This window comes from Cetobacterium sp., from assembly GCF_051658645.1.
In the GTDB taxonomy this organism is placed as follows: domain Bacteria; phylum Fusobacteriota; class Fusobacteriia; order Fusobacteriales; family Fusobacteriaceae; genus Cetobacterium_A.
The window spans coordinates 1-20,338 of sequence record NZ_JBOFMZ010000053.1 but is presented as its reverse complement, the minus strand read 5'-3'; the positions used below and the strand labels follow the sequence as shown (position 1 = coordinate 20,338).

Sequence of the window (20,338 nt, the reverse complement as noted above, 5' to 3'; positions counted from 1 at the left end):
AACACCATTTATTGTTTATATATAGCTGAATAAAACTCTGTCGCTAAACCTAACGATTCTTTATTTTCCTCATAAATCACTTCAAATTCTTTATCATTATTCAAAAATATTTGAAATAATCTTGGATCAAAACTAACACCTTGGTCCTTAGACATTAATTCCATTGCATCTTTATGCGAAAGTGCTTCTCTGTGAAACTTTTTTTGTCTCAAAGCATCATAAACATCCACTATTGAGACTATCCTAGCTTCTAATGGAATTGCTTCACCTTGTAACCCTAATGGATACCCACTTCCGTCCCATTTTTCATGATGATATCTTACTATATTTTCAGCTACACTACCTAATTTTAATTTTTTTACAAGACTGTAACCTATATTAACATGTTCTTTTACTTTTTTAAATTCCTCTTCTGTTAATTTAGATGGTTTTTTTAATATCTCTGAAGGTATTGCAACTTTACCTATATCATGTAGTGATGAGAATCTTTGTATGCTTTCTTTTATTTCTTTTGGTAAGTTTGCTTTTTCTGATAATAATGTTGAATACATACCTAATCTTTTTACATGATCTCCAGTATCTTCATCATTTAATTGATTTGCCATTTCTAAAACTTCAATTAAAGAAAAACTCAACTCTTCAGCTTTTTTTCTATTTTTTTCTGCTTTTATAATTAAAAAAATCAAAATTAATATAAATAAAACTAATGGTATTGATATTTTTAAAATTAATTTATAATTTTGTGTTACTATTGAATTTTTTAACAGATCATTGTCAATCACTGTTTTATCCACAGTAAAACTCTCAAGAATTTTTTCTAGCAAATTAGATAATTCTTGTTTTTCTTTTGGAATTCCAAAACTCACACCAAAAGAATCATTAAGTATTCCTGCTACTTTTATTTTGTCATCTAAAAAATTATTACTTATAACACCTGTGAGTATGTTGAAATACCCTACTAAATACTCTCCTTCTTGATTCAATAATTTTCTTAGACCTTCTTCATAAGTTTCAACTTCTATTATTTCACTATTTTTTAAAATTCTTTTTAAATATGTATAACTATAATCTCCTTTTAAAACTAAAATTTTAGTTTTATTTAAATCAGATATATTTTGAACAAATCCATCGGACTTTCTATTAGCAACAGATAATTTCATTTCATAATAAGGTTTTGTATAATTTTTTGTAGCTTTTCCTAAATAATTTTCTATTGCAATCCCTTCTATATCATACTCTCCTTCTTTTACAAATACAAAAGGAATTTCTATTATTTTTTGAAGTTCTTTTACTATATTTATTGTTAAACCTTCATAACCTTTTCTATGCTCGTAATAAAACGGCAACATAAATTTATCTTTTCCTATTTTTACTTTTATCTCCTTGTAATTTTTAGAAACATTCTTATAACTCGGAGATTCTTTCAATAAATATTTATAAAATTCTACTCTGTTTTTAGATAATAACTTTTGAAATTCCTCTCCTTTTAAAGATTCTACTTTATTTTTCACTTCTTCATAAAGAGCTTCTTTATTTTTCAAAACAGCTATTTGTTCATTATATTTGATGTTTTCTAAGATTTTATATTCTGTATCTCCTGAATTTTTATCATACCAATCTTGAACAATGAAAGCTTCAACTTCCATTTTTTTTAATTTTTCTAAACCTTCATCTATATTTTTAACTTCGGTTTTATCTATTTGTAGTTCAGTATACCTTTCATTTAATTCATTTAAACCATGTTGCCCTGAAATGTAAGCTACTTTTATTTTTTTTACTTCACCTAAATTTGTTAAACTTGAATCTTTATTAAGAATAACACCAACTCTATAGATCATGGGTGTATCAATATAATTATAACTTTTAAGCCCATCAGCTGTTTTAATGGTCCTTAATAAAATTTCACTATTTTTAGCTTCTAATTTAATTTCAACCTTTTCATTTATCAAACCACCTTTTAATAAATCAACATAAACACCCCTGTATTCACCTTCTTCTAAATTTTTATACAAATACATATCTGTTGAATTTGATGGTGATGTCGCAACTATGTTACTTTTCGAAAAAATTATACTATTAGTAAATAATAGTAATAAAAGTATTACCTTTTTCATTTATCCTCCTTTTTTAAAAATATAAAAAGCTGCAATAATCTAAAGATTACTGCAGCTGGCTGCCATTTTAAAGACCCTATAGCTTTGCGTCATAACGTTTCCATTATTTTGCGATGTAACAAACTTTTTCTTTTATTATAATCAATCAAAATTATAAAGTCAATTGTTTTATAATTATTTAGAATAGTTTGGTGCTTCTTTTGTTATAACAATATCATGTGGATGACTTTCTTTTAATCCAGCACCTGTTATTTTAACAAATTTACCATCAACTTTTAGCTCTTCTATAGTTGCTGTTCCACAATATCCCATTCCAGCTCTTACTCCTCCACACATTTGGAAGACAACATCTTTTAAACTTCCTCTATAAGAAACTCTTCCTTCTATACCTTCTGGTACAAGTTTTTTTGCATCATTTTGGAAATATCTATCTTTAGATCCTCTTTTCATCGCGGCCATAGAACCCATTCCTACGTACACCTTATATCTTCTTCCTTCGTATATAACCTCTTCTCCAGGTGCTTCTGTTGTTCCTGCTAAAAGTCCTCCCAACATTACACAATCTGCTCCTGCTGCCAAAGCCTTCACCATATCTCCAGATAATTTAATTCCGCCATCAGCAATAACTCCAATTCCTCTACTTTTACAAACTTCATAAACATCATTTACAGCAGATAACTGTGGAACTCCAACTCCTGCAACTACTCTTGTTGTACAAATAGAACCTGGACCAACCCCAACTTTAACTGCATCTACTCCAGCTTCTATTAAGTCCAAAGCAGCAGCAGCGGTTACTATGTTACCACCTATTATATCCAACTTAGGAAACGCTTTTCTTATCTCCTTTATCTTTAATATAACTCCTTTTGAATGGCCATGAGCTGAATCCACTGTTATAATATCCACCCCAGCTTCAACCAAAGCTTTTACTCTGTCTAAAGTTTCTGCTCCAACGCCCACTGCTCCTCCAACCCTTAATCTTCCTTGAGAATCTTTACAAGCAGACGGATATTCAACTAAGTTATCTATATCCTTTATTGTTATCAATCCTTTTAATTTACCTGCTTCATTAACTATCGGTAACTTCTCTATTCTATTTTCCAATAATATATCTTTAGCTTCATCCAAAGTTGTTCCAACTGGTGCTGTTACTAGATTTTCTTTAGTCATTATATCACTAACCAATTGGTCCATATCTTTTCTATATTTTAAATCTCTATTTGTTATAATTCCAATTAATGAACCATCAGATTCTATTACTGGTAATCCAGAGATTTTATATCTTCTCATAATCTCTTCAGCGTGCCATACTGTTGAATCTTTTGTTAAAGTAACTGGATTTTTTATCATTCCACTTTCGTTTCTTTTTACCCTGTCTACTTCTGCTGCTTGATCCTCTATACTCATATTTTTATGAATAAATCCTATACCACCTTGTCTTGCTAAAGCGATTGCTAAGTCTCCTTCTGTTACAGTGTCCATTGCAGCACTTAGAACGGGAATATTTAATTCGATGTCTTTCGTAAGCCTTGTCTTTAAACTAACCTCATGTGGTAAAACCTCTGATTTTGCTGGAACTAGCAACACATCATCAAAAGTAATCGCTTCTTTTATTATTTTTCCATTCATCATTTTTCCTATTCCCTCCAAATTTATTCAAGATTTTAAATAAAGACCTGCACTTTTTATATCAATGTGCAGGTCTTTATTTATTTATTTTTGTTATTATAACACATTTTCGAACCTATGTCATTTCTAAAAAACATTTTTTCACATTTTATTTTTTTTACATCAGAATAAGCTTTTTCTCTAGCTTCCTCTAATGTCTCACCATAAGATACTACAGATAAAACTCTGCCACCATTTGTTTCTAATTTTCCAGATGATTTTCTTGTTCCCATATGAAATACTAAAGAGTTTAAATCCTTTGGTATTTCAATTTCAACTCCAATTGTTGAAGTTTTTGGATAGTTTTCCGAGGCCATAACTATTGCTACAGTATACCTCTTATCCCATTCCAATTGAATTTCTTTCTCTTCCATCAAATCTAAAATAGCTTTTACAAAATCTGATTTTAATCTCGGAAGTATACCTTCAGCTTCAGGATCGCCAAATCTCGCATTAAACTCAATAGTTTTTACTCCATCTTTTGTAAGCATAATTCCACCAAATAAAAACCCTTTAAAAGGAATTCCATCTTGAACCATTCCAAGCGCCATAGGTTTTAATATCTTCTCTACTGTTTCATCTATTATTTTTGAATCTATTTTATCAACTGGAGAATAAACTCCCATTCCACCTGTATTAGGTCCTTTATCATTATCGTAAGCTCTTTTATGATCTTGAGCTACCTCTAGCGGAATAACAATTTTTCCATTTGTTAAAGCTATAATAGAAAACTCAAATCCATCTAAATACTCTTCTATTACAACTTTATTTCCAGGAATACTAAATGCCATTTCCAAAGCTTCTATTGCTTCATCTTTTGAAAAAGCTACAGTTACTCCTTTTCCAGCTTTTAATCCATCTTCTTTTATTACTATTGGTACTCCATTTTTCTTTATATATTGCTTTGCTAAAGTTAGGTCTTCAAAGGTTTCATATGCTCCTGTTGGAACATTATATCTTTTCATCAACTTTTTTGCAAAATCTTTACTTGATTCAATCTCAGCTGCTGCTGCTGTTGGTCCAAATATTTTAAGACCTCTTTTTTCAAACTCATCCACAACTCCAAGTGCCAAAACACTTTCTGGTCCAACTATTGTTAAATCTATTTTTTTTTGCTCTGCAAAGTTTGCAAGCGCTTCTATATTTTCTTCAGATATATTTATTAACGTCCCTATTTCTTCCATTCCAACATTTCCAGGAGCTATAAAAACCTCTTTAACCACTGTACTTTCTTTTACTTTCCATGCTATTGTATGCTCTCTTCCACCTTTTCCAATTACAAGAACTTTCATAAAATCCTCCAAAATTAATGTTTAAAATGCCTTACTCCTGTAAAAACCATTGCTATTCCATTCTTATTACATTCTTCAATTGATAACGCATCTTTTATAGATCCACCTGGTTGAATTATTGCTTTTATACCATGCTTTGCTGCTAACTCTACTGTATCAGCCATCGGGAAAAATGCGTCAGAAGCTAATACTGCATCATTACATTTATTTCCACCTTGTTCAAATGCGATTTTTGCAGCTCCAACTCTATTCATCTGACCTGCTCCAATGCCTATCGTTTGATTATTTTTTCCAACGACTATTGCATTTGATTTAACATGTTTAACTACATTCCAGTTAAATAACAAATCTTCTATTTCATCTTCTGTAGGCTTTCTATCTGTAACACAAACAAGTTCATCTTTAGTTATACTCTTTTCGTCAAACTCTTGAATTAAAGCTCCATCCATTACAGAGGTAATTTTCTTTTTATTTAAAATTTTGGTATCTAAATTTAATTTCATTACTCTTATATTTTTCTTTTGAGTTATTATTTTTAAAGCTTCTTTTTCATATCCTGGAGCTATTACTATCTCTAAAAATAGCTGTGATAAACTCTCCGCAACCTCTTTTGTTATAATTGAATTCGATGCCACAATTCCTCCGAAAATAGAAATTTTATCCGCTTCATAAGCTCTTTTCCAAGCGATATTAACATTCTCACCACTTCCAACTCCGCAAGGATTCATATGTTTAACCCCTACAACAGTTGGATTTTTAAATTCTTTCAAAATTTCTAAAGCAGCATTTGCATCTTGAATATTATTATATGATAGCTCTTTTCCATGAAGTTGAATTGCATTTCCTATTGAATATCCCGCAAAACTACTTTTATAAAATCCTGCTTTTTGGTGTGGATTTTCTCCATATCTTAAATCTTGAACCTTTTCATAAGTTACTGTTACACTCTCTGGAAACTCTTCTTTTACTTTATCTGTTAAATACTGTGCTATTAAAGCATCGTATGCTGATGTATGTCTAAATACTTTTGCTGCTAATTTTTCTCGTGTATTTTCTTCAGTATTTCCTGATTTTTCTAGTTCAAAAATTACATTTTCATAATCCTTTGGATCTACAACAACAGTTACTGATTTATAATTTTTAGCTGCTGACCTTAACATACTTGGTCCACCAATATCTATATTCTCTATCAACTCTTCATGAGTTACACCTACTTTAGATAACGTTTCTTTAAACGGATAAAGATTTACAACAACCATATCTATCATATCTATTTTATTTTCTTTTAAAGCTTTTAAATGTTCAGGATTATCTCTTACACAAAGTAATGCTCCATGAACATTTGGATGCAATGTCTTTACTCTTCCATCCATTATTTCAGGAAAATCTGTAATATCTGATATACTTAACGTTTTTATACCAGCCTCATCTAATGTCTTCTTAGTTCCTCCTGTAGATATAACTTCATATTCTAAAGAAACTAACTTTTTAGCAAAATCAATAATTCCAGTTTTATCAGACACACTTATCAATACACGTTTCATCTATCTATTCTCCCTTTTTAAATAACTTTGTTAAAACTATTGGATAAATTCTATGTTCTACTTCATGTATTTTATTTTTCAAATCTTCAATTTTCCAAGATGGTTCTATTTTTATTCTTTCTTGATATATTATCTCACCTGTATCTACACCACTATCTATATAATGTATAGTAACCCCTGTTTTTGTTGCTTTTGACTTAAAAGCATCTCCAATTCCATCCTTCCCTGGAAACTCAGGTAAGTAAGATGGATGTATATTTATTATTTTATTAAAGTATTCTTCTAAAAGAATTGGTGATATTATTCTCATATAACCAGCTAAAACAATATATTCAACTTTTTCTCTTTTTAAAATTTCAATGATTTTTTCTTCAAACTCCATCTTTGTACTATAATCTTTAGGATTTACAAAATATGAAGTTACACCTAGTTGTTTTGCTCTTTTGATTGCAAAAGCATCTTTTGTATCAACAATTAAAGTTTTCACAAAATACCCTTCAGCTTCACCATTTTTCTGAGCTTCAACTATTCTTTGAAAATTACTTCCGCTTCCAGAAGCAAACACAGCTATTTTTACCATTTTATTTCTACTCCTACTGTTTTACTAACTTTTCCTAAAACCATCGGATTCTCTCCTAATTCGTTTAATTTATTAAGTAAATTTTCTTTATTGCATTTAGATATGACAAATATAAATCCAACTCCCATATTAAACACATTAAACATCTCTTCTTTTGGAACTTTACCTTTTTCTTCTAAAAATTTAAATATTGCCAATTCGTTTACATTTTTACTATCTATTTCTACTCCTAATCCTTTTGGAATTACTCTTGGAATGTTCTCATAGAAACCTCCACCAGTTATATGACACATTCCTTTTATCGTAACTGCTTTTAAAGTTTCTTTTACTGTTTTAACATAGATTCTTGTTGGTGTTAATAACTCTTCTCCTAAACTTTTTTCAAATTCATCATATTTTGTTTTCAAATCTAATTTTGCATCTTTTATTATTTTTCTAACTAAAGAGAAACCATTCGAATGAACTCCACTAGAAGATATACCTACTATCAAATCCCCCTCTTCGATTCCCTCTCCAGTAATCAAATCTTTCTTTTCTACAGCCCCTACTGTAAATCCAGCTATATCATAATGCCCTTCACTATACATTCCTGGCATCTCTGCTGTTTCTCCTCCTATAAGAGCACATTCTGCTGCTACACAACCATCTGCCACTCCTTTTACAATACTTTCAATTTGTTCAGGATAGTTTTTACCTACTGCAATATAATCTAAAAAATATAGTGGCATCGCTCCTTGAACCAAAACATCATTTACACACATAGCTACAACATCTTGCCCTATTGTATCATGCTTATTCATTTCAAAAGCTAGCATTAGTTTAGTTCCAACTCCATCTGTTCCACTTACTAAAATCGGTTCTTTCATACCAAGCACAGACAAATCAAACATCCCACCAAAAGCTCCTAAGCTATTTATTGCTCCTTTTACTTTGGTTCTTTCTACATGACTTTTTATTCTTCTAACCGATTCATATCCTGCTTCTAAACTTACTCCAGCTTCCATATATTTATTACTCAATTTTATCGCCCCTATCTCTTTAAATTTTCTAATAAACTAAACATACTTGTTGGATATTTCCCTGTAAAACATGCAGTACATATATTTTTTCCTAACCCTTTTAACATTCCATCATGAGACAAAAATGCTAATGAATCTGCTTCTATATATTCTCCTAACTCTTTTGATTGCATTCTTGTACTTATCAACTCATTATAAGTAGAAGTATCTACACCATAGAAACAAGGACTTATTATTGGAGAAGATGCAATTCTCATATGAACCTCTTTTGCTCCAGCTTCTTTTAAAAGTTTTATTATATGTCTCGATGTTGTTCCTCTCACTATTGAATCATCTACTAAAACTACTCTTTTTCCTTTTACAACAGCTTCCATAGCAGAAAGTTTCATTTTAACTCCACGTTCTCTTTGTTGTTGATTTGGCTTTATAAATGTTCTTCCAACATATCTATTTTTCACAAGCCCCATTTCATAAGGAATTCCTGAATAATCTGAATAGCCCATAGCTGATGACAAAGACGAGTCTGGTACTCCAATAACTATATCAGCCTCTACGGGACTTTCTTTAGCTAATATATTTCCACAATTTCTTCTGCTTGTATGAACATTTAATCCGTTTATATTGCTGTCTGGTCTTGAGAAGTAAATGTACTCCATCGAACACATTTTATCTTGAGTACAATCTGTATATTGAGAAGTTTCTATTCCTAATTTTGATATTTTTAAAACTTCAGCAGGTTTTAAAGCTCTTATATACTCTGCACCTACAATTTCAAATGCAGAACTTTCAGAACTAAATACATATCCATCTTCTAATTTTCCAATAGATAATGGTCTAAATCCATTTTTATCCCTTATTACAAATAAGTTTTCATTGTTCATTATAAGGAATGAAAAAGCTCCTTCTAATTTTGGTAAAGCTTTTAGTATTTTTTCGTGAAAATCCCCTACTTCTCTTTGGATAAGGTGGCCTATTATCTCACTATCTGAAGTTGTATGAAATATGCTTCCCATAGCTTCCAACTGCATCTTTAACTCTTTTGCATTTACTATATTTCCGTTGTGAGCTATTACAAAATCTCCTGTATGAGAACGAACTAGTATAGGTTGAACATTTTCTATTCCCCCCCCTCCAGTTGTAGCATATCTAACATGTCCTATTGACATTCTTCCAGGAAGTTTAGATATTCTTTTTGAATTGAAAACTTCAGTTACTAGTCCTTCACCTTTTTCTCTAATTATATTTTGTCCGTCAGAAGAAGCTATTCCAGCTCCCTCTTGACCTCTATGCTGTAACGAATGTAATCCATAATATGTTAATTGGGCTGCATCTTCTACATTGAAAACTCCAAACACTCCACACTCTTCATTTATCTTTCCACTTAGAAAATACTCTATCTCAGTTCTCATTTTTACCCCACTATTTTATTTAATCTTGATAAAACCTCTTCATAAGCCTCTTCAACGTCCCCTAAATCTCTTCTAAATCTATCTTTATCCAATTTTTTTCTAGTTTTTTTATCCCATAATCTACAACAATCTGGAGAAATCTCATCTGCTAAAATAATCTTTCCTTCGTTATCTTTTCCAAACTCTATCTTAAAATCAACTAACTCAATTTCTATTTTTTCAAATAAATCTTTTAATAATTCATTTATTTTTTTAGTTTGAGAATAAATTTCATCTAATTCAATTTTTGTTGCAAGTCCTAAAGCGATAGCATGATAATCATTTATCAATGGATCTCCCAACTCATCTTTTTTATAACAAATTTCAAATATTGGAGTATCTAAAACTTTACCCTCGTCCATTTTAAATAATTTTGCTGTTGATCCAGCTAATGTATTTCTTACTATTACTTCTAGAGGTATAATCTCTACTTTTTTACAAAGCTGAGCTCTCTCTGAAAGGTTTTTTATGAAATGAGTCTCTATACCATTCTTTTTTAAATATTCATATATCATTGTTGTTATTTTGCTGTTTAATATACCTTTATTTTGTATCTGGCCTTTTTTTAAATTATTAAAAGCTGTTGCATCATCTTTATAGTAAATGATAACTTCGTTATGATTTTCTGATTTGTAAACTTTTTTTGCTTTTCCTTCATATAACTTATTCTCTTCTACTAATAACATTTTGCCACTCTCCTACTTTAAAGTTTTGTTTTTTTTATCTTTATTTTTTAAAATAATTAACTCCATTGCTAAATAGATCCTGCATTTTGTTTCCTGATATATTTTTTAATAATCCGTCTTCATATCTCTCTGAATGCCCCATCTTACCTAAAATTCTTCCACACTTAGATACAACACCTTCGATAGCATATGTTGATCCATTCAGATTGTAATTTTTATCCATTGTCACTTTTCCATTTTCATCACAATACTGAGTAATTATTTGTCCATTTCTAAACAACTCTTCTGCAAATTCTTTAGTAACTACGAATTTTCCCTCTCCATGTGAAACTGGTATATTATGACTTTCTCCTACTTCAAATGAAGTCATCCAAGGTGAATTATTTGAAACTATTTTAGTGCTTACAACTCTTGAGATATGTCTATTTATATCATTTCTAAATAGTGTGGGTGACTTTTCATTTACACTATCAACATCTCCATAAGGTAATAATCCAGATTTTATAAGTGCTTGAAAACCATTACAAATTCCTAATACTAATCCATCATTAGATAAAAACTCTTTCATACTTTCTTTTATTTTTTGATTTTGAAGTATATTGGCTATAAACTTTCCAGAACCATCAGGCTCATCTCCAGCACTAAATCCACCTGGTATCATAAATATCTGAGCTGTTCTCATTTTTTTAGAAAGTGTTTCTATACTCTCTTTTATTTCATTTACTCCCAAATTATTAAATACATAAACCTCTACTTTTGCTCCTGCTCTTTCAAAAGCTTTTTTTGTATCATATTCACAATTTGTTCCTGGGAAAACAGTTATTAAAACTTTTGGTTTGTCATATAGTTTTTTAGCTTTAAATATCTTATCTGTTTTAAACTCTTTTTCTATAACGTCTCCTTTAGTATCTACATTATAGGGGTATATTTTTGCATATCTCTTTTCTGTAGTTTTTACTAAATCATCTATATTAAATTTTTCTCCATTAAATTCTACAAGATTTGCCTCTATTGTTTTACCAATTTCAATTCCAAATTTTAATTTTTCATTAGATTCAAGAATTATATCTCCAGGCATTAAATGAAATAACTTTTCTGTTGTTTCAATTTTCGCTCCAACTTTATTTCCAAAACTCATCTTTATAACTGCTTCTGCTATTCCACCAAATTTAACTGTTGATGCTGATATTATTTTCCCTGATTTCACAGCATTTTCAACTAACTTAAAGTTTTCTTTTAATTTTATATAGTTTGGTATATCTCCAACTAGTCTTTCACTTTTTATCAAATAAATTGTATTTCCTGCTTTTTTAAACTCTGAAGATATTATATTTTTTACATTTTCTGTTGTCACTGCGAAAGATATAAGTGTTGGAGGTACATCTAAATTTTTAAATGTTCCACTCATACTATCTTTTCCACCGATAGCTGGTGTTTCAAACTCTAATTGAGCTTCTATTCCACCTAAAAGTGCTGAGAATGGTTTTCCCCATCTAACACTATCTTTTCCTAATCTTTCGAAATATTCCTGAAATGAAAGTCTAACTTTTTTATAGCTTCCTCCCATTGCAACTACTCTTGCTAAAGATTCAATTACAGCATATTGCGCTCCTAAGTATGGAGAGTACTCTGAAATTAATGGATTATATCCAAAAGTCATTATTGAACAAGTGTTTGTTATTCCATCTGTAGGAATTTTTTGTACACTTCCTTCTGACTCAGTTAACTGATATTTTCCACCATAAGGCATCAAAACTGTACTTCTTCCTATTGAAGCATCAAACATCTCTACCATTCCTCTTTGAGAAGCTACGTTCATACTATTTAACATTTCTCCAACTTCTTCTTTTACATTTTTTACATCTTCTTTTAAGAAAGGATTCATTTTAATTGATGGCACAACTTTTACATCTTGGCTTTGTCTAACTCCATTTGTATCTAAAAATTCTCTAGATAAGTCAACTAAAGTTTCCCCTTTATATTTTACTACCAATCTTTCTTTCTCTGTAACTACTCCAACTAATGCTGATTCTAAGTTTTCTTTTTTTACTAATTCTACAAATCTTTCTGCATCTTTAGCTTCTACTATCACAGCCATTCTTTCTTGAGATTCTGATATTGCTAATTCAGTTCCATTAAGTCCTAGGTATTTTACAGGAACAGTATCTAAATTTATTTCTACTCCTCTTGCAATCTCACCTATTGCAACGCTAACTCCACCTGCACCAAAATCATTTGATTTTTTTATCATTTTTGTAACTTCTGGATTTCTAAATAACCTTTGGATTCTTCTTTCTACAGGAGCATTCCCTTTTTGAACTTCTGATGAACACTTAGTTAATGATGTTTCATTATGCTCTTTTGATGATCCTGTTGCTCCTCCGACTCCATCTCTTCCTGTTTTTCCTCCAAATAAAATAACTACATCACCAGGTAGTGGACTTTCTCTTCTTACATACTCTTTTTTTACCGCTCCAACTACTGCTCCAACTTCCATTCTCTTAGCTTTATATCCATTATGGTATATCTCTTTTACGAATGTAGTTGTAAGTCCTATTTGATTTCCATATGATGAATATCCATGTGCCGCTCCTTTAGATATTTTTTCTTGTGGCAACTTGTTAGCCAATGTATTTTCGATTCCTTCAGTTATATCTCCAGCTCCAGTTATTCTCATTGCTTGATAAACGTATGCTCTTCCCGACAATGGATCTCTTATAGCTCCACCTACACAAGTACTGGCTCCTCCAAAAGGCTCTATTTCTGTTGGATGATTATGAGTTTCATTCTTAAACATCAATAACCATTTTTCTGTTATACCATCTACATCCACATCTATTTCAACACTACAAGCATTTATCTCTTCTGATTCTTCTAAATCTTCTAATTTACCAATTTTTCTTAAATATTTTCCACCTATTGTTGCCATATCCATTAAAGTTACTGGTTTGAATTCTCTTTTCAAGTCTTTTCTTAAATTAAGGTAATTATCAAAAGATTTTTGAAGATTTTTTGTTAAATCTCCACACTCTATTTTTATATCTTTTAAGTATGTTTCAAATGTTGTATGCCTACAATGATCTGACCAATAAGTATCTAAAACTTTAATTTCGGTTTCCTTCGGGTCTCTTTTTTCTTCATTTTTAAAATAATTTTGAATATGTTCTAAATCTTCTAATGTCATAGCTAAACTATGATTATTTAAAAATATCTCCAATTCATTTAAATCCTTATTTATAAAACCCTTATATGTTGGTACTGGCGCTATATCTATATTTTCTTCTAATACTATTGTATTTAAATTTTTTACTCTTGTTTCAATTGGATTTATTAAATATTCTTTTATTTTTTCAAAATTTTTAATCTCACCATGAAACACAAGTAATTTTCCACTTTTAATTACTACTCCTGCTTTATTATTTAAAAGCATTAAACATTGTTCAGCTGAATCAGCCCTTTGATCATATTGCCCAGGTAAAAATTCTGTTGCTAAATATTGTTTTCCCTCTAAATATAAATCTTCATATACATTATCTGTCACTGGTTCAGATAAAACTTTATTTTTTAAAAGTTCTAAATCATCACTTGTACAATTGAAAACATCATAAACATTATATAAATCTATACTTTCAATCTTATCTTCTTTTAAATTTTCTAAAAGTTCATTTTGCACTTCCAAACTCTCTACTTGAAACCCAGATTTCTTCTTAACAAATACCCTTTTATTCATTGATCCTCCCTAAAATGAATTAGCTCTCTTTATTAACCCCTCTATATTCTGACCACAATAATTTATATGTCCCATTTTTCTATCTTTTTTCCATTCTGTTTTTCCATAAATATGAAGCTTTGTTTCTTCATCTAATTTTATTTTCTCAATTTTTTTACTATCTTCTCCCATTACGTTAAGCATCACAACAGGCGTAATTAACTTTATCTCTGGTAGACTTTCTCCTAGTATTGCTAAAAGGTGAATATCAAACTGTGAGTAGTTACATGCATCCATTGTATAATGAGCACTATTATGTGGTCTTGGAGCCATTTCATTAAAATATATATTCTCATTTTTTATAAAATATTCTATTCCTAAAGGACCATATATATCTAATTTTTTCACTATCTTCTCTGAAAGTTCTCTTACCTTATTTTGAATCTCTTCGGAAACTCTTGCAGGAACGATTGTTTTATTTAGAATGCCATTCTTATGCTCGTTTTCTCCAATTGGGAATGTTACTACATCACCATTCGTTCCTCTAACTACTAAACATGAAACTTCCATTTCAAAATCTACCATTTTTTCTAGAATGTATTCAATGTTTCTCCATCGAACACATTCTAAATCTTTTATTTCTAATATCTTCCATTGACCTTTTCCATCATATCCACCTGAACATGTTTTTAAGATACATGGTGCCCCTAATATTTTCAAAGCTGACTTAGCTGTTTCTAGGTTTACTACCTTTTCAAAATCTGCTGTTCTAACTCCAATTTTACTAACAGCTGATTTTTCTCTTATTCTATGCTGACTTAAAAATAATGGTTTTTCTCCTTGTGGTATATTTCCACCATTTTCTTTTAAATATCTTATTACTTCACTTGGAATATTTTCAAACTCGTAAGTTATGACATCTGTTTCTTTGCAGATTTTTTTTAAAGATACTTTATCTACATATTTTTGTACTAAATGTTCTGTAGAACTTAATCTTCCACATGAATCTGGATTAGGATCTAGTATTACTGTTGTATATCCCATATGTTTTGCGGAGTCACAAAGCATTTTAGCTAATTGTCCTCCTCCTAAAATACCAATTTTTTTAGATTTTTTCATCCAAAATCATCCTTTCCATATTTTCTCTATATTTTTTTATTTTTTCACTTAACTCTCTATCCTTTATTGCCATTATTTTAACTGCTAGTAATGCTGCATTTTTTGCTCCACCAATCCCTACTGTTGCTACTGGAACCCCTCCAGGCATCTGAACAATTGATAACAACGAATCAATTCCTTTTAAAGTTTTACTCTCAATTGGTACCCCAATAACTGGTAAATCCGTTAAGCTTGCAACCATACCTGGAAGATGAGCTGCTCCACCTGCACCTGCAACAATTATCTCTATTCCTCTACTTTTAGCTTCCTTAGCGTAACTAAACATCAAATCTGGAGTTCTATGAGCTGAAACTATTTTTACTTCATGTTCTATTCCAAATTCTTTTAAAATTTTTATACACTCATTCATCGTTGGTAAGTCTGATTTACTTCCCATTATTACACCAATTCTCATTTTTCCTCCCTAAAGTTTAAAAATAAAAAAACGCACATTACTAAAAAGGACACAATTAGGCCTTTTTAATAATCTGCGTTTTTACACACTTATTCAATTTATTTATAAATTTTATATTTTCATTTTTTTGTATGTTTTTTAAGTTTAGCACTTTATTAACTCCCCTTTTTTATTTTTGGGGTCAATTAAGAACTCTATAAAAATAAACTATTATTTTTATTTACTACAAAAATTATTTGTATCAATAATTTTTATTTGATTTATATTCTTGTAGTCTGTCAATTATGGTGACAGGTAGAGACTCGTTGACCTTATTACAACTATTATACAAGTGTTTATATTTATTTTTTTTGTTACATTTTCTGAATTAATACTAACATACTGTTCGTTTTTTTTCAACTATTATTTTTTTTAAAAAAAGTTCTCTGATTAATATCTCAGAGAACTCTTACTTTTACTATATAGTTTTCTTTGAAAACTTTCTTTTTATTCTTTCTGCAAACTCTTCAACAAGAATGTATAAAACTGGGATTACAACCAGTGTTAATATTGTTGAGAATGACAATCCAAATATAACTGCTATTGACATTCCAGAATATAATTCTGCTCCCTCTCCAAATCCTAAAGCTAGTGGTATCATTCCACAAACAGTTGTCATTGTTGTCATTAAAATTGGTCTAAGTCTTGTTTTACAAGACTCTCTTACAGCATCATTTAATTCATAGCCTCTTTCTCTCAGAATTTTAATAAAATCTATCAATACAATTGCATTATTAACAACGGTTCCTGCTAGCATTATTATTCCAATCATAACCATCATATCAAAAGGTGAATTCGTAGCCAACAATCCACCATAAACACCTATCATAGCTAATGGTACTGAAGCTAAGATTATTCCTGGAAGTAAGAAGTTTTCAAATTGAGATGCTAAAATTGCATAAATTAAGAATATTGATATTCCTAATGCCATTCCCATTTGAACTATAGCTTCGTTAAACATTTGAGACATTCCACCCCATGAATATGTAACTCCTTTTGGAGGATTTGCTTCTTCAAATGCCTTTACTATCTCTCCTTGAACTTTACTTAAACCTATTCCTCCATCATTTGCTGAAACTGATACATAGAAAATTTTATCGGTTTTAGTAACTTTTGATGCTCCTTCTGCCATTATAATCTCTGCAACATCAGAAACTTTTATAAACTTACCATCTGAACTTCTAACATTTAATTCTTCTAATGTAGAAATATTTCTTCTTGCTTCTTTTGATAGTCTAATCAAAACGTCTATCTCTTCAGTTCCTGTTTTTACTGATAATGTTTGTCCAGTCGATCTATTTCCTCCTAGGAAAGAATAACTGATTGTTCTACCAATATCAAATGGACTGATTCCATAAGCTCTTAATTTATCTCTGTTTAAAACAACTCTAGCCTCAACATTTCCAGGTTCTATACTCGAAGTTATATCTTTTATTCCTGGATTTTGACTAATTTTATTTTGAACTTGCTTTGCAATTTTTTGAGCAACATCCAATGAACTAGAAGATATTCTAAATTCAACTTCTCTATCTCCACCAGCTGTTTGATAATCATCTTTTAAGTTAAATTTTACTCCTGGAATTTTTGATAACTCAGGTCTTAAATTATCCATTACTCCAAATATAGATATGTCTCTATCCGTTTTAGGACCAATATCTACATTTACTATTCCAGTATCTGCTTTAACTAAAGTTATATAAGTTTTTGTTAACGAATTCTTTTTTACAATTTCTACTGCTTGTTCTGTTATCTCTTCAGCTTTTTCAACTGAAAGACCTTTTTCAAATTCTAAAACAACAGAATATCTTCCATAATCTTGTTTTGGTATAAACTCTGTCCTAGTAAACATTGGGCCTACTACCATCATCACTACAAAAACTACAAAAGCTAATCCTACTGTTTTTTTTCTATTTGAAATAGCCCATTCAATTATTTTAGCATATATAGATTTTACTTTCCCAAAAACTTTACCTTCTTTTGTTATATCCACATTAGCTTTTAAGAATCTACTCGCTACCATTGGCATTAAAGTTAAAGAAACAATTAATGCAGCAACGTTTGAGAAAATAATTGACAATGACATATCTCTAAAAATCTCTCTTGCTACTCCAGGTATAAATAAAACTGGAATAAATACAACCATTGTTGTTAATGCTGAAGCTAAAATTGCAACAGAGACTTCTGAAGCTCCATCTTCTGAAGCTTCCATAACTGGTTTTTTAAGCTCTGTTATATGCCTATATATATTATCTATAACAACAACTGAGTTATCCGTAAGCATACCTACTCCTATAGATAATCCCATTAATGATATTATATTTATAGTTACTCCTAGCAATGATAAAAATGCAAATGTAAATACTATTGCTATTGGTAATGCTAACGATATTAGCATAGTCGCTCTTATATTTTTTAAAAATACTAATAATACTATTGTAGCTAAAACTAATCCTGTTACTGCATTTCCTTTTACTCCAGATATTGATGAATTAATATTTTCAGAATAATCCATTATTATCTTTGTATCTACTCCAGTTGGTAAATAAGGTTTCATCTCTTCTAAAGCTATTTTAGCATTATCTGTTATAGATAAAATATTTCCATCTGTTGATTTTTCAATTGTTATTATTACTGACGATTTTCCATCAAGTTTTGTTATTTCACTTTGATCTTCTGTTGTCAATATAACTTTTGCAACGTCATTCAATCTTAATGTTTTTCCATTGCTTCTTAAAATCATATTTTCAAATTCATCTAAATAATTAAACTCACCCATAAATCTTGCTACAACATCTTTTCCACCTGTTTTTATAACACCTAATGGAACATTTAAAGATGATGTTTTTATCAAATCATATAATTCAACTGGTGTTAAATTATATGCTGATAATCTATCTGTATCAAATTGAATTTGGATCTGTTTATCTGGTGAACCAGCAGTATCAACACTTCCAACTCCTGATATTTTTTGGAATCTAGGAGTCATAAACTCATTGATAAATGTTGTCAATTCTAAAAAATTAGGTCCTGAAACACTCAGCATCATCGCTGTATTTCCTGATCCTGCTAATTTTTTTTGAGTTGTTGGTTTTGATGCATCATCTGGCAAATCACCTGATATAGCATCTATTTCCCTTTGAACATCTCCTCTTTTTAAATCTATATTTACTCCATAATCAAATTCTATACTTACAGTTGATCTTTCAAATGATGATGACGATGTAATTTTTTTTATTCCATCAACACCAGATAAAGAATCCTCAATTTTCTTTGTAATTTGACTATTTATATCTTCAGGAACAGCTCCATTCCAAGTTGTACTAACAACAATCATTGGAATATTCATATTTGGAAGTAACTCTGATTTCATCGATAACATTGAAACTATACCTAAAAATACCATTGAGACCATTACCATTACTGTTGCAACTGGTCTACGTATAGCGATACCTGCTAATGACATTATTTTCCACCTCTTTAATTTCTATTTTGTATCATTATTTATTGTAACTTCATCTCCATCAGATAATCCGAATATACCATTAGATACTACTAAATCTCCTATTGCTAAATCTTCTGATATAATTTCAATATTTGGTTTTACAGTTGCTCCTGTTTTCACCTCTACTCTTTTAGCTTTTCCATTTTCTATTTTATAAACATAGCTTAATAAATCTCTTATAAAAACTGATTCTTGAGGTACTACTAATCCATTTCTTTTTTGAGTTGGAATTACAACTTTTGTATACATTCCATCTTTTAGATCTCTAGATTTATTATCAATAGAGATTTTAATTGGGAATTTTTTAGTTTCAGAATTTGCAATCGGATTAATTGACTTTATCACTCCATTAAAATTTTTCCCTCCCAAATCAGAAACTGTCACTATTACTGGTGAGCCTTCCTTTATATTACTTAACCAATAACCTGGAAAATCAACAGTTATTTCCATCATATTTTCATCAACAACTGTAAAAATAACTGCATTTGCATCAACTATATTTCCAGATTTCAAACTTAAATTTCCAATTAATCCTGTTATTTCAGATTTTCTAGTTAGTTTATCAAAATTTGATTTTTTAGATGTATAATCTGCTACTGCATTTGTATAAGCATCTTTATAACTCAATAACTCAAGTTGAGATACCATTTGCTTTTCATAAAGTTTATTAAACTTTTCATAGTTATTCTTTGTTGATTCTAAATTAAATTTAGCTGCTTCATAACTTGATTCAACTTTTAAATCTGTGAATTTTACTACTAGCTCACCTTTAGTTATGAAATCACCGTTTTTCTTCAAAACACTTGCCACTGTACCTTGAGTTTCCAATGTATGATCTACCTTTTCTTGAGGCACTAAGCTTCCATCAGTTGTATAAACGTCAGAAACCTCTTCTTTAAATACTTTTACTACTTCAATAGGTTTTTTTGCTACTTCTAGTACAACCTCTTCCTTTTTTCCGCATGCAGTTACTAACAGTACTGCTGCTGATAGTATTAACAATCCCTTTTTCATTTTCCCTCCCGATATTAAATAAGTGATGATCTATATTTTTCAAACGCTACATAATAATTTAATATTGCTGAGTTATAAGCTACTGCTGCTTCTCTATATTGGCTTTCTGATAATAGGTAATCTACAGTTGAAATTAATCCAGCATTGTAT

Annotated in this window: 13 protein-coding genes, 1 pseudogene and 2 riboswitches; all 14 genes and pseudogenes read right to left on the bottom strand. The window is 30.0% G+C overall.

Features of this window, described 5'->3' with window-relative positions; genetic code table 11:
* Positions 1-8: 8 nt before the first annotated feature.
* Positions 9-2,114 carry an HD domain-containing phosphohydrolase gene (locus tag ACRCZX_RS06410; RefSeq protein WP_438582101.1) on the bottom strand — a complete coding sequence of 702 codons (2,106 nt, stop codon included), beginning with the start codon at positions 2,112-2,114 and terminating at the stop codon, positions 9-11.
* A gap of 47 nt (positions 2,115-2,161) precedes the next feature.
* Positions 2,162-2,237, bottom strand: a riboswitch (cyclic di-GMP riboswitch).
* Between the two features lie 51 nt (positions 2,238-2,288).
* A complete protein-coding gene (gene guaB / locus ACRCZX_RS06405; protein WP_438582100.1) occupies positions 2,289-3,746 on the bottom strand; it encodes an IMP dehydrogenase in 1,458 nt (485 codons plus the stop codon).
* 77 nt (positions 3,747-3,823) lie between these two features.
* Positions 3,824-5,074, bottom strand: coding sequence for a phosphoribosylamine--glycine ligase (gene purD / locus ACRCZX_RS06400; RefSeq protein WP_438582099.1), 1,251 nt, complete (start codon positions 5,072-5,074; stop codon positions 3,824-3,826).
* A gap of 14 nt (positions 5,075-5,088) precedes the next feature.
* Entirely contained in the window at positions 5,089-6,618 is a 1,530-nt protein-coding gene (purH, locus tag ACRCZX_RS06395) for a bifunctional phosphoribosylaminoimidazolecarboxamide formyltransferase/IMP cyclohydrolase (protein WP_438582098.1), read from the bottom strand.
* Positions 6,619-6,622: 4 nt separating this feature from the next.
* A complete protein-coding gene (purN, locus tag ACRCZX_RS06390) occupies positions 6,623-7,198 on the bottom strand; it encodes a phosphoribosylglycinamide formyltransferase (RefSeq protein ID WP_438582097.1) in 576 nt (191 codons plus the stop codon).
* Positions 7,192-8,217 (bottom strand): phosphoribosylformylglycinamidine cyclo-ligase, encoded by a 1,026-nt coding sequence (gene purM / locus ACRCZX_RS06385; RefSeq protein ID WP_438582096.1) that lies wholly within the window; start codon positions 8,215-8,217, stop codon positions 7,192-7,194. Before purM ends, purN begins: the two co-directional genes overlap by 7 nt.
* Before the next feature lie 11 nt (positions 8,218-8,228).
* Positions 8,229-9,626 carry an amidophosphoribosyltransferase gene (gene purF / locus ACRCZX_RS06380; RefSeq protein WP_438582095.1) on the bottom strand — a complete coding sequence of 466 codons (1,398 nt, stop codon included), beginning with the start codon at positions 9,624-9,626 and terminating at the stop codon, positions 8,229-8,231.
* A gap of 2 nt (positions 9,627-9,628) precedes the next feature.
* Positions 9,629-10,351: a phosphoribosylaminoimidazolesuccinocarboxamide synthase gene (gene purC, locus ACRCZX_RS06375; protein WP_438582094.1), complete on the bottom strand. Its 723-nt coding sequence runs from the start codon at positions 10,349-10,351 to the stop codon at positions 9,629-9,631.
* 40 nt (positions 10,352-10,391) lie between these two features.
* Complete coding sequence (locus tag ACRCZX_RS06370; RefSeq protein ID WP_438582093.1) at positions 10,392-14,081, bottom strand: phosphoribosylformylglycinamidine synthase; 3,690 nt, start codon at positions 14,079-14,081, stop codon at positions 10,392-10,394.
* A 9-nt stretch (positions 14,082-14,090) separates the two neighbouring features.
* Entirely contained in the window at positions 14,091-15,179 is a 1,089-nt protein-coding gene (gene purK, locus ACRCZX_RS06365) for a 5-(carboxyamino)imidazole ribonucleotide synthase (protein ID WP_438582092.1), read from the bottom strand.
* Positions 15,166-15,633, bottom strand: coding sequence for a 5-(carboxyamino)imidazole ribonucleotide mutase (purE, locus tag ACRCZX_RS06360; RefSeq protein ID WP_438582091.1), 468 nt, complete (start codon positions 15,631-15,633; stop codon positions 15,166-15,168). The genes purK and purE overlap by 14 nt, the downstream gene beginning before the upstream one ends.
* A gap of 251 nt (positions 15,634-15,884) precedes the next feature.
* A riboswitch (purine riboswitch) is annotated at positions 15,885-15,984 on the bottom strand.
* Positions 15,985-16,090: 106 nt separating this feature from the next.
* Positions 16,091-19,135 carry an efflux RND transporter permease subunit gene (locus ACRCZX_RS06355; RefSeq protein WP_438582090.1) on the bottom strand — a complete coding sequence of 1,015 codons (3,045 nt, stop codon included), beginning with the start codon at positions 19,133-19,135 and terminating at the stop codon, positions 16,091-16,093.
* A 21-nt stretch (positions 19,136-19,156) separates the two neighbouring features.
* Entirely contained in the window at positions 19,157-20,188 is a 1,032-nt protein-coding gene (locus ACRCZX_RS06350; RefSeq protein ID WP_438582089.1) for an efflux RND transporter periplasmic adaptor subunit, read from the bottom strand.
* Between the two features lie 14 nt (positions 20,189-20,202).
* A pseudogene (locus ACRCZX_RS06345) lies at positions 20,203-20,338 on the bottom strand (TolC family protein); the annotation flags it as partial.

Excerpts from the sequence above, each read along its gene's own strand:
- guaB (WP_438582100.1), bottom strand. The coding sequence starts at position 3,746 with ATGATGAATGGAAAAATAATAAAAGAAGCGATTACTTTTGATGATGTG.
- ACRCZX_RS06410 (WP_438582101.1), bottom strand. The coding sequence starts at position 2,114 with ATGAAAAAGGTAATACTTTTATTACTATTATTTACTAATAGTATAATT.
- purN (WP_438582097.1), bottom strand. The coding sequence starts at position 7,198 with ATGGTAAAAATAGCTGTGTTTGCTTCTGGAAGCGGAAGTAATTTTCAA.
- purF (WP_438582095.1), bottom strand. The coding sequence starts at position 9,626 with ATGAGAACTGAGATAGAGTATTTTCTAAGTGGAAAGATAAATGAAGAG.
- purD (WP_438582099.1), bottom strand. The coding sequence starts at position 5,074 with ATGAAAGTTCTTGTAATTGGAAAAGGTGGAAGAGAGCATACAATAGCA.
- ACRCZX_RS06370 (WP_438582093.1), bottom strand. The coding sequence starts at position 14,081 with ATGAATAAAAGGGTATTTGTTAAGAAGAAATCTGGGTTTCAAGTAGAG.
- purE (WP_438582091.1), bottom strand. The coding sequence starts at position 15,633 with ATGAGAATTGGTGTAATAATGGGAAGTAAATCAGACTTACCAACGATG.
- purH (WP_438582098.1), bottom strand. The coding sequence starts at position 6,618 with ATGAAACGTGTATTGATAAGTGTGTCTGATAAAACTGGAATTATTGAT.
- ACRCZX_RS06350 (WP_438582089.1), bottom strand. The coding sequence starts at position 20,188 with ATGAAAAAGGGATTGTTAATACTATCAGCAGCAGTACTGTTAGTAACT.
- purK (WP_438582092.1), bottom strand. The coding sequence starts at position 15,179 with ATGAAAAAATCTAAAAAAATTGGTATTTTAGGAGGAGGACAATTAGCT.
- ACRCZX_RS06355 (WP_438582090.1), bottom strand. The coding sequence starts at position 19,135 with ATGTCATTAGCAGGTATCGCTATACGTAGACCAGTTGCAACAGTAATG.
- purC (WP_438582094.1), bottom strand. The coding sequence starts at position 10,351 with ATGTTATTAGTAGAAGAGAATAAGTTATATGAAGGAAAAGCAAAAAAA.